Genomic DNA, 13266 nt, shown 5'->3' on the forward strand with positions numbered 1-13266 from the left:
CCCCGGGGAGCAATTTTGGCTCCAGGCAGGAGAATTTTATGACAGCCACTTTGTTTTCGCCGCTTTCCATTGGTCCTTATGAATTTGCGCATCGCATCGTCATGGCGCCGCTGACCCGCATGCGGGCGAGCCAGCCGGGCAATGTGCCTTCGGCACTGAACGCCGAATATTATGCCCAGCGAGCCAGCGAGGGTGGCCTTATCATTTCCGAAGGTTCTCAGATTTCCCGCGCCGGACAGGGCATGCCGGCCACGCCGGGCATCCATACGGCCGAGCAGATCGCCGGCTGGAAGGCGGTGACGGATGCGGTTCATTGCAAGGGCGGCAAGATCTTCCTGCAGCTCTGGCATGTCGGCCGCATCTCACATTCCTCGCATCAGCCTGATGGAGCTCCACCGATCGCCCCTTCCGCCATTGCCGCCAAGGGACAGGCCTTCACAGCCTCCTTCGAGCGCGTGCCCTTCGAGACACCGCAGGCGATCGATATCGACCTGATACCGCTTTTGATCGACGTCTATGCTCAGGCCGCCGCGAATGCCAAGCAAGCCGGCTTCGACGGCGTCGAGATCCATGGCGCCAATGGCTACCTGATCGAGCAGTTCCTGCAGGCGCGCACCAACCAGCGCACCGACCAATATGGCGGCTCGATCGAGAACCGCACGCGGCTGCTGCTCGAGGTGGTCGAGGCGGTTTCCGAAGTCTGGGGGTCGGATAGGGTCGGTGTCCGTCTCTCACCCTTCGGCGTCGCCAATGACAGCGGCGAGGACGATCCCTTGCGCCTCTACGGCCATGTCATTCGTGAGCTGGACCGGCTGAACCTCGCCTATCTGCATCTGATCGAGCCGCGCGCCAGCGGTGCCGGCCAAGCTGAAGTCGACCACAAGAACGTGCCCTCGGCTGCGGAATTGTTCCGGCCCGCCTGGTCCGGCACGCTGATCGCCGCCGGCAATTTCCAGCCGGATACTGCTGAGGCCGCACTTGCCGCCGGCCATGCCGATGCTATCGCCTTCGGTCGCCTGTTCATCGCCAATCCCGATCTGCCGGAGCGCATTCGTCTCGGTGCTCCCCTTAATCCCTATCATCGCCCAACCTTCTATGGTGGCGGTGCCGAGGGTTATACCGACTATCCGACGCTCGATGCCAGGGAGGCCGCCGAATGAGCACGCCAAGCGCAATTATTGTCGGCGTAGGTGCCGAGCAGGGTCTGGGGGCAGCGCTCTGCCGACTTCTCTCTGACAAGGGCTATCATGTCGTCATTGCCGGCCGGACGGCAGTAAAGATCGATCAGGTGGCGGCTGCCATCCAGGCAGCCGGCGGCAGTGCCGAGGCGATCGAAACGGATGCGACGGATGAAGCTGCGGTCATCCGGCTATTCGAGCACGCCTTTACCGCTCGGGACGACATCGCTCCGCCCGATCTCGTCGTTTTCAACGCGGGCATCAACCGTCAGATCGGCTTTCGCGATCTGACGGCCACCCAGTTCGAAGAATTCTGGCGCATCTGCTGTTTCGGCGGCTTCCTGGTCGGCCGCGAGGCGGCGCGTCATCTCGCCCCGCTCGGCCGTGGCACGGTGATTTTCACCGGCGCTTCCGCAAGCTTGCGCGGTAAGGCGGGCTTTGCGCAATTCGCCGCCGCCAAGGCGGGCCTTCGAATGATCAGCCAGAGCATGGCGCGTGAATTTGGGCCTCTCGGTCTGCATGTGGCTCACACCATCATCGACGGCGGCATTGACGGTGAACGGCTGCGCTCGCGCCGGCCGGATGTGGATGCCGATGGGCTGCTGAACATCGACGCCATTGCCGAGAGCTACTGGCATATCCACCGTCAGCATCCTTCGGCCTGGACGCAGGAGCTCGATCTGCGCCCCTACAAGGAAAACTTCTGAGGCCGGCGTTGGAGCAACTCGTGGCGTTGCTCTAGCAATTCCGCGACAGGGCCTTGGCGATCGCGAGGAATTTCGGGTCCCCGAAGCCGGTGCGATGCCGGATCTCGGCTTCGCCGTCCTCGTCTGATGTCTCGCTCGGTATGGTGAAGGACCACGCCGACGGCCGCTTCCGGCGGAAAAGCTGCGCCAGCCGGCTCAGCACACTCTGTTTGTCAGCCTCATCCTTGTGTTCTGAAGGCGGATCGACGGCATTCGGATTACAGGGATCACCCCATCGTTCATCATAGAGATCCTTGAATAGGTAATTGGTCGTCATGGGCTTCGTCTTTCATTTTTGAATCGATTCAATATTGACTCGCATTGGTTTCTTGAATCGGTTCAATCGTACGCTTCGAAAATCTGCTGTCAAGCAGAATTGAACCGATACAACTTCATTGCTAGTATCCGCCGGAAACATATGGAGGATTTGATTGGCCAAGGGCACCATCAGGCTCGCGGATGTCGCCAAGGCGGCGGGCGTATCGCAGGGAACCGCTTCCAATGTTTTCAGCCGGCCGGAAGTGGTGCGTGAAGAGGTGCGCGAGCATGTGCTCGAGACGGCCAAGCGGCTTGGCTATGCCGGGCCGAGCCTGACGGGCCGGCTGCTGCGGGCCGGAAAGGTCAATGCCATCGGCGTCGCCGTCGTCGAGCCGCTTTCCTATTTCTTCAACGACCCCTGGGCCAGAGCGCTCCTGGCCGCCGTGTCCCAGGTCTGCGATGCCAGCGGCACGGGTCTCGCTCTGGTCTCGGCCAAGGATCGGCACAAGCTCGACTGGAATATCAAGAGCGCGCTGGTCGACGGCTTCATCCTGCTCTGCGTGGAAGGCGGCGAGAAACTGGTTCAGTTGACACGCGAGCGGCAATTGCCCTTCGTCGCTCTCGCCTTGAATGACGAGGATGCGTCGATTCCCTCGATCAGCGTCGACAACGTGGGAGGCGCGGCCGTTGCGGCGCGGCATCTGGCGGAATTGGGCCACAGGCGTTTCGGCGTGCTCGCAACAGAACTTTCGGACGACAATGTCGGGCCGGTCAGCGTCGCCGGGATCGGACGGGCGATGTATTCCACCTCGCGCGATCGCGCACTCGGCTATTGGCAGGCGCTCGAAGCGTGCGGAATTGGGCGCGAAAACGTGCCTATCTTTGAGACGCTTAATGACAAGCCAAGCGTCGAAGCCGGGCTCGACTACCTGTTTTCCGCGCCGGAACCGCCGACGGCGATCCTCGCCATGTCGGACAATATCGCGTTGCTGGCGATCAACTGGCTACGGGCGCGAGGCCTCTCGGTGCCGCAAGACGTCTCCGTCATCGGCTTCGACGGCGTACCGGAAGGCGGCATGGTGGAGCCCGGCCTGACAACGATGGCCCAGCCCTTTGCCGAGATCGCGGAACGTGCGGTGCAGGCCGTTCTTCACGATGCCGTACCGGCTGAGCGCGAGATGATCGGCGTTAGCCTGATCGTGCGTGGCACCACGGCGGCGCCAAAGCCGTGATCCCAAGGCAAACGAAGCCTTCAGATTCCGCCTCTCGCCTCTATAAACCAGTTCGCCGGTCTAGCTCGCCTGCTGCGCGCCATCCACATTTGCCGCCCGCATCTCGATAAGCTGCCGGGCAGCAGCCGCCGCCGCATCCTTGTCGCTTGCCACTTGTACGGTCGGGAAGGCGAACTGGATGCCGTTTTCGTCGAAGGATTGCTTGATCAAGGCCAGCGCGCTGCGGCGGATGACCGAGAGTTCGTTCGGCTTGGCCGTGATCGCCAGCCTGATCTCGATCGCGAAATCGCCGAACTGCTCGACGCCCTTCATCTTCAGCGTCTGAATGATGCTTGGCTTCAGATCCTCGTCTTCAAGCAGGCGCTGGCCGATATCCTTGACGATGCGCTTCAGCTTCACGAGATCGGTATCGTAGGTGACCTTGACGATGATCTTGTCGATCGCCCAGTCGCGATTCATGTTGTTGACCGCACCGAGCGAGCCGAAGGGGATCGTCGCCAATGGGCCGCGCTGGTGACGCAGCTTGACGGAGCGCAGGCTGAAGGATTCGACCACGCCCTTGTAATGGCCGCTTTCGATATATTCGCCGATGCGGAAGGCATCGTCCCAGAGGTAGAAGACGCCACTGATGACATCCTTGACGATCGTCTGTGCCCCGAAGCCGACGGCGACACCGACGACACCGGCACCGGCGATCAGCGGCCCGATCTGAACGCCGAGGCCCGACAGCACCATCATGACCGCAATGATGCCGATGACGACCGCAAGAATGTTGCGGAAGATCGGCAACAGCGTCTGCAGCCGGGCACGGCTCGCCCTCATCTCGTCGGATTCGCCTGCGGCCGGCAGGGATTGCATGACTTTGCCGTCGATATAGGTTTTTGCCAGCTGCCAGACGAGATCGGCAACCAAGAGGATGATGATGCCGCCGAGAATGCCGCGAGCGATGCGGCCGACATTCGATTCGCTGCCGCTCATCATCGCATGCGCCTCGACCCCCAGCATATGGCCGAGCCATAAAGCCGCAAAGGTAATGATCAGCGCCCGCAAGCCGCGGTCGAGCAATACGGCCGCGATCTTGCCGGCGCCGAAAATGCCATCGGCAGCATCATGCAGAGCCTCGATCGCCTGCGTCGATACCGAGAGGACGCGCGGCAGCAATATCGCATAGATGCCGATCCATAAGAGGCCGTCGAAGCCGGCCACCCAGAGACACCAGAGCGCCACGAAGAAAATCGTCAACAGCCAGGAAACCGTCTTCGCCCCCCGCTTTTCCTGCTGGAGCGGCCTGGACCACACGGCGGCCGTGGCGATCAGGAACAGGCCGATGCCGAGGGTATAGCCGATGAGGTCCCGCGCACCTGCGGAAAAGTCCAGCGACGTGACGGCCTGTATGACCGCCCAGCCGCAGGCGAAATAAATGGCAAACAGCGTGCATCGCCGATACCAGTAATAGGCCACGCGCCGCCGCTCGGCGATGCGGGCGGTGCCGCCGTCCTCGTCGAGAACATCACCGGCGCGACGCATCGCGATCAATTCCATGACAAGCCTGCCGATGGAGATCGCCAGCCTGATCGATACCATCGCGATGACGCAGGCGATGGCGAAATTTTCAATGGCAGGCGGCCAGTCGAAGGCAAGAAGCGGAACGAGCGTCACCAGGCCATGGATGATGGCGGGCACGACGCCGCCCAGAAACTGGAAGCGCGCTGCCTGCAGTTCCGTCTCGGTATCCGCAGCCCTCTCGGTGCGCTGCATATGCCTGGTGTTGATGAAGCGGGCAACGGCGAGTTCGGCCACCAACCCGAGGAAGAACAGGAGGACAATCTGAACGATGATGCGCACGAGGCCGACCGACTTGCCCTCCTCCTCCAGCTTTTCCGATGCGGTCATAACTTCGTAGGGCAAAGTTATCGCAGCGCCGGAGACTAGCTCGAGGTGATGCCGCGTGTGGCCGAGCATGCCTGACAGAACCGACATCTGATTGCCGTCGGCAGGACCGAGATCGCTAGCGGTCGCGGGTTTATCGCTGGCGGACGCAGGCTGACTGTTGAGCTGCGTGATAAGCCACTGCCTGACATCGGGCTCGTTCAGCAGCTGCATCAGCTCGCGAACCTTGTCGGGCGGCGGAGTTGCCGACTGCGACACGGCCGCATTCTGCGCAAAGACCGCCATGGGCGCAGCCAGCGTGAAAAGACAAAAAAACAGGCCTCCGATCGTCCACCTGCCGCCCCCGACATTCTTCATTTACACTGCCCTCTTGCCATCGGACCCTCCGGTCCGCTCCTGCAGACTATACGCGTTTTCGGCACGAACAAGCAGGCACTTGCCGCACCCGATCCCATCCGTTGCCATTGCCCCGCCGGGGCAGCCGCGCTAGGTTCTGCCGCAATACCGTCGGTACTCGGGGATGCGCGTGTTCAATTTCCTGAAAAGGCTCTTCGGCAGAGGCGAGCGCGCTGAGGGGCGCTCCAGCCAAACCCTCTCAGTGCAAGAGCCAGAGAACACGGCCGCTGCCAAAACCCTCGATCTCAACATTCCCGACGAAGCCTTGCAGGATGAAGCAGTCTTTGCCGCCTATCTGCAGGAACGCCTGCCGTTCTTCGGGGACCTGATCCGCGTCGATTATGATCCTACCACCGGTAGTCTGACGCTGCACGGCCGCAACGGCGATACGATGACGAAATTCCTGAGCAATGCGCTGCTGGCGCTGCGCGAAAAGCGGGGGCCGGCGCGCGCGCAGGCGCTCCTCAACTATCTCAATATGACGGAAGCAATGGTTGACAGCGGCGAGCTCGCCAAGGTGCTTCCGGTCCTGAAAGCACGCGATTTCGTCGAGGTTGCGCGGCAGCAGATGATGCAGGCCGTCAAGGACGAGCCCAATCCGCCGCAATTCGTCTACCTCGACGAGGCAGAAAACCTGATCAAGCTCTTCGTCGTCAACGGCGAAACGACGGTCAACTACGTGATGGCCGAAGCACTCGACGACTGGGGCATCGATGCCCGGGAACTCGCCGAAATGGCACAGGCCAACCTGCAGAAGTTCCTTGCCAAGACCGGCGTCCAGATCGCCAAGCGCAGCCGATTCCAATATGTCGAGGTGGACGGCCAGTTCGAATCCAGCATCGCGTTCCTGCCGAATTTCTGGGCGCAGGTGCAGGAGCAATCCGGCGGCGCCGCGCCGATCGCCGCCTTCCTGTCGCGCGACAAGGTGTTCTTCACGCATGAGAACGACATTGAAGGCCTGCAGCTTCTGGAGCTGATCAGCGCCGATCTCAGCGACGTACCCTACGTTATTTCGCCGGATCAATATCGCTGGGAAAATGGCCGCTGGACGTTGTTTCGCCGCGTCGCCCGGATGGAGGCGGCCATTCGCCACTAGAAGTTTTACGCATTCCGGACGGAAAACCGCTAGGCATTTTTCCTGGGAAGCGCTTTAAACCAGCACTTCCTGATCGACGCGATCCTCTGCGCCGAAGAACTTCAGATAGCGCTCGACTTCCGCAGGCTCACCCGTCGCCTTCTGAGGGTTGTCGGAGAGCTTCACGGCCGGCCGGCCGTTTGCCTCGATGACCTTGCAGACGATAGATATAGGATTGAGGCCCTTGAGTTCGGTCGGCGCGCAGCCGGCGAAGTCGTTGGTCAGATTGGTGCCCCAGCCGAAGCTCATGCGGACGCGGCCGTCGAAATGCTTGTAGGTGTCGATGATGGCATCGACATCGAGGCCGTCGGAGAAGATCAGCAGCTTCTGGCGCGGATCGCGGCCCATCTTCTTCCACCATTCGATGATCTTCTCGCCGCCCTCGATGGGCGGGGCGCTGTCGGGGCGGAAGCCCGTCCAGTCGGCTACCCATTCCGGAGCGTTGCGCAGGAAGGAAGCCGTGCCGAAGGCATCGGGCAGCACCACAAGCAGATTGCCGCCATAGAGACGGTTCCAGTCGCGCAGCACCTTGTAGGGCGCCTTGCCGAGCTCTTCATCGTTTTTCGCAAGTGCCGCGGCGACCATCGGCAGCTCATGGGCATTGGTGCCGACGGCTTCGAGATCGGAATCCATGGCAAGGAGCACATTGCTCGTGCCGGTGAAGGCGTGGGGCACACCTTCCTTCAAGGCTTCGACGCACCAGCGCTGCCAGAGGAAGCTGTGGCGTCGGCGGGTACCGAAATCGGAAATGCGCAGGCCCGGCAGTTCCCGCAGCCGCTCCACCTTTTCCCACATCTTGGCCTTCGCGCGGGCATAGAGCACATCGAGCGTGAAGGGACCGAGCGCCTTCAGCGCCGTTCGCGAACGAAGCTCGTTGATGATGGCGAGTGCGGGAATCTCCCACATCGTTGTTTCCTTCCACGAGCCGTGGAAGTCGAGAATATATTGGCCGTCACGCTTCGAGAGCTCGTATTCCGGCAGCTGGAAATTCGACAGCCAGGCGAGGAATTCCGGTTCGAAGATCTGCGCGCGGCCGTAGAAACTGTTACCGGCCAGCCAGATCATCTCCTTCTTGGAGAGGCGGAGCGTGCGGGCATGGTCGAGCTGCTCGCGCAATTCCTTCTCGTCGATCACCTCGGCAAGGCGAACGCTCTTGGTGCGATTGATCAGCGAGAAGGTGGCATCGACGTCCGGATAGAGTTTCCAGATCATCTGCAGCATCAGAAGCTTATAGAAATCCGTATCGATCAGGCTGCGGATGATCGGATCGAGCTTCCAGGTATGGTTATAGACGCGGGTGGCGATATCCGTCTTGGTCATGTCGTTCCTGCCCCGTCTCCTGCCCTGCGGACGTCATGCGAGCCACAGACTATCCTGCCGGCATGCGGTTGTAGCGCCTTGTTATCAAAAAATGTTGAGCGAAAGTCCAGTCGCTGAAAGAAAATTGATACCACGGCAGATGCATCGCATTTTCCGAGCGATAGTCGAGGCACAAGCTCCGACTATCGTCACCCGAAGATAGACTTAGTACCCCCGGCCGCGATCTACCAGATGCTGCAGCGGTTCGCCGCGCTCGAAGCGGGCGATCTGCTCTTCGACATGGCGCATCAGCGCCCTTTCGTCAGACATGGCGGAATCATGCGGCGTGATGATGACATTTTCCAGATCCCAGAGCGGATCGTCCGCAGCCAGAGGCTCGACGGCGAAGACATCGAGCGAGGCGCCGCCGAGAATGCCGGTGCGAACAGCCGAAGTGATATCGGCCGCAACCTGGCTCTTGCCGCGGCCGGCATTGATGAAGACCGGCTTGCCGAGCGGTCCGTTGCGATGCAGCTTGGAAAAGAGCGAGGCGTTGTAGATTCCCGTCGTTTCCGGCGTCAGCGGCAAGAGGCCGACCAGGATGTCGGTACGCGCCAGGAATGCATCGAGCCCGGCGGCATCGAAGGTTTCCATGCCGTCGATCTCTTTCTGGCTGCGGGACCAGCCGATGACATTGAAGCCCATGATCTTCAACTTGGCGGCGGCATCGCAGCCGAGAACACCGAGGCCCATGACACCGACGGTAACTTCGGCAGCTTCGGGGCCACTCTGCTGCGCCCAGACGTGCTGGCGCTGATTCCTGAAATGCCCCTGCACATCGCGCAGATGCATGAGGCACTGCATCACGACCCATTCGCTCATGCGCACCGTCAGGCTGCGATCGACGAAGCGGACGACGGGAATGTCAGGCAGGCCGACAATCGACATCATCGAATCGACACCGGCGCCCCCCGAGAAAATGACCTTGAGATTGGGCGCGCGCTCGAAAAGATCGGCATCCGGCTTCCACAACAGCGCGTAGTCGATATGGGAGAGATCCGCGCTTTTATTCGCGGGATCGGCTAGATTGATGCTGCCGCGATCGGCAAAGGCCGTCTTAAGCGCCTTGGCAATGGACACGGGATCGAATTTGAGATCGACGAGAACGGGGCTTTGGGCCGGCATGATGGTGGTCTCTATTGCTGGATGGCGGCGGTCGGCACCGCCTCGATATTGAAGGCGGCGGCAAGCAGCGCCCTGGTATAGTCCTCTTTCGGCGCCCGGAAAATATCGGCGGATGCGCCCTGCTCGACGACCTTGCCGAAGCGCATGACGATCAGTTCGTTGGCGAGCGCCTTCACCACCTTCAGATCGTGACTGATAAAGAGATAGGCAAGATCGTGCTTCTGCTGCAGGTCGCGCAGCAGGTCGACCACCTGCGCCTGCACGCTCATGTCGAGCGCCGAGGTGGGCTCGTCCAGCATGACGAAGCGCGGCTTCAACACCATGGCGCGGGCTATGGCGATGCGCTGGCGCTGGCCGCCAGAGAATTCATGCGGGAAGCGCCAGCGGGTGGACGCATCGAGGCCCACTTCCTCCAGCGCCCAGCAGACGCGCTTGTCGCGCTCATCGGCCGAAAGCGAGCGCTCATGCACCTTCAGCCCTTCGGCAATGATCTCGCCGACCGACATGCGCGGGCTAAGTGACCCGTAGGGGTCCTGAAAGACCACCTGCAGCTGGTTGCGCAGCGGCCGCATTTCGCGAAAAGAATAGCCGGCTATATCCTTTCCGACGAAGGCGATACGGCCCTTGGAGGAAATAAGTCTGGCGAGTGCCAGACCGAGCGTGGTCTTGCCTGAGCCGGATTCGCCAACGACGCCGAGCGTCTGGCCGGCGCGGAGCTTCAGATCGATGCCATCGACCGCCTTCACATGATCGACGACCTTGCGCATGAAGCCGGCCTTGATCGGGAACCAGACGCGAATATCGCTTCCTTCCATGACGACTGGCTTGTTCGCATCGCTCGCCGGCGGCTCGCCGCGCGGCTCGGCGGCAAGCAGATGGCGGGTATAGTCATGCTGCGGCCGGGTGAAGACGTCCTCCACCGTGCCGGTCTCGACGATCTTGCCCTTGGTCATGACGCAGACCCGGTCGGCGAATTTACGGACGATGCCGAGATCGTGGGTGATGAACAGCATCGACATGCCATGCGCACCCTTGAGCTCGCGCAGCAATTCCAAAATCTGCGCCTGCACAGTGACGTCGAGCGCGGTCGTCGGCTCGTCGGCGATCAGGAGTTCGGGGCGGTTGGCGAGCGCCATCGCGATCATCACGCGCTGGCGCTGGCCACCCGACAGCTCATGCGGATAGGCCTTGAGGCGCTTTTCCGGCTCGCGAATGCCGACTTGGTTCAAGAGCTCCAGCGTGCGGCTGCGGGCGGCCTCGCCCACCATGCCCTGGTGCAGCGCCAGGACCTCGCTGATCTGCCGCTCGATGGTGTGGAGCGGATTGAGCGAGGTCATCGGCTCCTGAAAGATCATGGTGATGTCGTTGCCGCGCACAGCACGCAACTCGTTGTCGGACGCCTTCAGCAGATCCCTGCCCTTGAACAGGATTTCGCCGGAAGGATGGCTTGCGGCCGGATAGGGCAAGAGTTTCAGGATCGAATTGGCCGAGACCGATTTGCCTGAGCCGGATTCGCCGACCAGCGCCACGACTTCGCCCTTGCGGATATCGAAGGAGACGCCATCGACGGCGATCGAGGTCTGCCCGCCTTGATGAAAGGCGACGGAGAGATTGCGGACTGACAGCAGCGGAGTGGAATTTTCGCTCATCGGAACGTCTTCCTCGGATCGAAGGCATCGCGCACGGCCTCGCCGATGAAAATCAGCAGCGACAGCATGATCGACATGGTGAAGAAGGCCGAAAGCCCCAGCCAGGGAGCCTGCAGATTGGATTTGCCCTGGGCGATCATTTCACCCAGCGACGGCGAGCCGGGCGGCATGCCGAAGCCCAAGAAATCCAGCGAGGTCAGGGTGGTGATCGAGCCCGACAGAATGAAGGGAACGAAGGTCAGCGTCGCGACCATCGCGTTCGGCAGCAGGTGGCGATACATGATGGTGCGGTTATTGACGCCGAGCGCGCGGGCGGCGCGCACATATTCGAAATTGCGCGCCCGCAGGAATTCGGCGCGGACGACCCCGACGAGACCGACCCAGGAAAACAGCAGCAATATACCGAGCAGGATGAAGAAACCGGGCGGCAGCACCGAGGCGATGATCAGCAGGATATAGAGCACCGGCATGGACGACCAGATCTCTATGAAACGCTGCATCAGGAGATCGGTCCAGCCGCCGAAATAGCCTTGTATCGCGCCGGCACAGACGCCGACGACGGCCGAGCAGATGGTGAGCGCCAGACCGAACAGTACCGAGATGCGGAAGCCGTAGACCAAACGGGCGAGCACGTCGCGGGCCTGATCGTCGGTGCCGAGCCAATTGAAATTGCTCCAGTTGCAATTCGGATCGGCAATGCCGCCGGAATAGCCCGAGCAGCGTGTCTCGTTGCTCATCGCCCAGAAAGGCGGCGTCGGCGCCGACATGCCCTTGGGCAGACTGGAATTGGCAGTCTGATAGGAATAATGGATCGGCGGCCAGATCATCCAGCCATTGGCGTTGATCTCGTCCTGAATATCCTGGGCGCGATAATCCGTCTGCGCCAGGAAGCCGCCGAACTTCTCCTCCGGATAATCGACGAAGACTGGTGTCAGGATCTCACCCTTGTAGGAAATTAGGATCGGCCGGTCATTGACGATGAATTCGGCGCCCAGGCTGAGGACGAACAGCACCAGGAAGATCCAGAGCGACCAGTAGCCGCGGCGGTTTGCCTTGAAATTCTCCCAACGGCGCACATTGGTCGGCGAGAACAGCCCCTTGCGCGGCGGCTTCACCGTTGCCGGAAGCGTCTGCTGATTGGCTGCATCCATCACACGTCCCTCCGCTCGAAATCGATGCGCGGATCGATCCAGGTGTAGATGAGGTCGGAGACGAGGCTGACGACGAGGCCGAGCAGCGAGAAGATGAACAGCGTCGCAAACACAACCGGATAGTCGCGCTGGACAACGGAGAGATAGCTGAGGCGCCCGAGGCCATCGAGCGAGAAGATGTTCTCGATCAAAAGCGAGCCGGTGAAGAAGGCGGAAATGAAGGCGCCGGGAAAGCCGGCAATGACGATCAGCATGGCGTTGCGGAAAACATGACCATAGAGCACGCGCCGTTCGCTCAAGCCCTTGGCGCGGGCGGTGATGACATATTGCTTCTTGATCTCCTCGATGAAGGAATTCTTGGTGAGCAGCGTCGTCGTTGCGAAGGCGGCGAGCGACAGAGAAATCAGCGGCAGCACCAGATGCCAGAGATAATCGAGGATCTTCTGCCACCAGTTGAGATCGGCGAAATTATCCGAAACGAGACCGCGCAGCGGGAACCAGTCGAAGAACGAGCCGCCGGCAAACAGCACGATCAGCATGATGCCGAACAGGAAGCTCGGGACGGCATAGCCGATGATGATGATGCCCGAGGTCCAGACATCGAAGGTCGAGCCGTCCTGCACCGCCTTGCGGATGCCGAGCGGAATGGAGATGGCGTAGGAGAAGATCAGGATCCAGATGCCGAGCGAGATCGACACCGGCAGCTTCTGGGCGATGAGATCGATGACCGTCGTGTTGCGGAAGAAGCTCTCGCCGAAATCGAAGCGAATATAGTTCCACATCATCTGGCCGAAACGCTCCAGCGGCGGCTTGTCGAAGCCGAACTGCTTGTCGAGCTTGGCGATCAGCTCGGGATCGAGCCCCTGCGCGCCACGATATTTCGAGCTGCTGTCGTCCAGGGATTGCTGGGCCAGCATGTCGGTGCCGCCGGACAGGCGTCCGTTGGCATTGTCGCCCTGCCCGGTCAGCTGCGCGATGACCTGCTCGACCGGGCCGCCCGGCGCGAACTGCACGATGGTGAAGGAAATCGCCATGATACCGACAATGGTCGGGATCATCAGCAGGAGACGTCGCAGGATATAGGCGCCCATCAGTCCGCCGCTCCCTCAGAGAGCAATATACCCCGCCTCGCCTCAATCCGTCCGTC

Annotated in this window: 11 protein-coding genes; 4 read left to right on the forward strand and 7 right to left on the reverse strand. The window is 61.2% G+C overall.

Features of this window, described 5'->3' with window-relative positions:
• Nucleotides 1-38 precede the first annotated feature (38 nt).
• Nucleotides 39-1160, forward strand: coding sequence for an alkene reductase (locus AC13RM_RS26850; protein WP_440478471.1), 1122 nt, complete (start codon nucleotides 39-41; stop codon nucleotides 1158-1160).
• The gene (locus tag AC13RM_RS26855; RefSeq protein ID WP_440478470.1) at nucleotides 1157-1885 is read left to right on the forward strand and encodes an SDR family NAD(P)-dependent oxidoreductase; all 729 of its coding nucleotides are present in this window, start codon (nucleotides 1157-1159) and stop codon (nucleotides 1883-1885) included. Before AC13RM_RS26850 ends, AC13RM_RS26855 begins: the two co-directional genes overlap by 4 nt.
• Before the next feature lie 31 nt (nucleotides 1886-1916).
• On the opposite strand, the gene AC13RM_RS26860 is transcribed toward AC13RM_RS26855, so the two are convergent.
• A complete protein-coding gene (locus AC13RM_RS26860; protein ID WP_440478469.1) occupies nucleotides 1917-2201 on the reverse strand; it encodes a hypothetical protein in 285 nt (94 codons plus the stop codon).
• A gap of 154 nt (nucleotides 2202-2355) precedes the next feature.
• Between AC13RM_RS26860 and AC13RM_RS26865 the strand changes: the two genes are divergently transcribed.
• A complete protein-coding gene (locus tag AC13RM_RS26865) occupies nucleotides 2356-3414 on the forward strand; it encodes a LacI family DNA-binding transcriptional regulator (RefSeq protein ID WP_488555861.1) in 1059 nt (352 codons plus the stop codon).
• 60 nt (nucleotides 3415-3474) lie between these two features.
• Here AC13RM_RS26865 and AC13RM_RS26870 read toward each other — a convergent pair whose 3' ends face one another.
• Nucleotides 3475-5661 carry a mechanosensitive ion channel family protein gene (locus AC13RM_RS26870; RefSeq protein WP_374823611.1) on the reverse strand — a complete coding sequence of 729 codons (2187 nt, stop codon included), beginning with the start codon at nucleotides 5659-5661 and terminating at the stop codon, nucleotides 3475-3477.
• 163 nt (nucleotides 5662-5824) lie between these two features.
• Between AC13RM_RS26870 and AC13RM_RS26875 the strand changes: the two genes are divergently transcribed.
• Nucleotides 5825-6796, forward strand: a complete 972-nt coding sequence (locus AC13RM_RS26875) for a DUF1444 domain-containing protein (protein ID WP_374823608.1) — start codon at nucleotides 5825-5827, stop codon at nucleotides 6794-6796.
• Between the two features lie 54 nt (nucleotides 6797-6850).
• On the opposite strand, the gene pncB is transcribed toward AC13RM_RS26875, so the two are convergent.
• The 5 genes from pncB to AC13RM_RS26900 form a co-directional block, all read right to left on the reverse strand.
• Nucleotides 6851-8155 (reverse strand): nicotinate phosphoribosyltransferase, encoded by a 1305-nt coding sequence (gene pncB / locus AC13RM_RS26880; protein ID WP_285175826.1) that lies wholly within the window; start codon nucleotides 8153-8155, stop codon nucleotides 6851-6853.
• A 204-nt stretch (nucleotides 8156-8359) separates the two neighbouring features.
• On the reverse strand, nucleotides 8360-9319 hold the full coding sequence (locus AC13RM_RS26885) for a 2-hydroxyacid dehydrogenase (RefSeq protein ID WP_374823605.1): 960 nt from the start codon (nucleotides 9317-9319) through the stop codon (nucleotides 8360-8362).
• A gap of 11 nt (nucleotides 9320-9330) precedes the next feature.
• The gene (locus tag AC13RM_RS26890; RefSeq protein WP_374823602.1) at nucleotides 9331-10968 is read right to left on the reverse strand and encodes an ABC transporter ATP-binding protein; all 1638 of its coding nucleotides are present in this window, start codon (nucleotides 10966-10968) and stop codon (nucleotides 9331-9333) included.
• On the reverse strand, nucleotides 10965-12119 hold the full coding sequence (locus AC13RM_RS26895; protein ID WP_374823599.1) for an ABC transporter permease: 1155 nt from the start codon (nucleotides 12117-12119) through the stop codon (nucleotides 10965-10967). Before AC13RM_RS26895 ends, AC13RM_RS26890 begins: the two co-directional genes overlap by 4 nt.
• Complete coding sequence (locus AC13RM_RS26900; RefSeq protein ID WP_374823596.1) at nucleotides 12119-13210, reverse strand: microcin C ABC transporter permease YejB; 1092 nt, start codon at nucleotides 13208-13210, stop codon at nucleotides 12119-12121. Before AC13RM_RS26900 ends, AC13RM_RS26895 begins: the two co-directional genes overlap by 1 nt.
• Nucleotides 13211-13266: the final 56 nt, after the last annotated feature.

The organism is Martinezella sp. CNPSo 3732, from assembly GCF_057784515.1.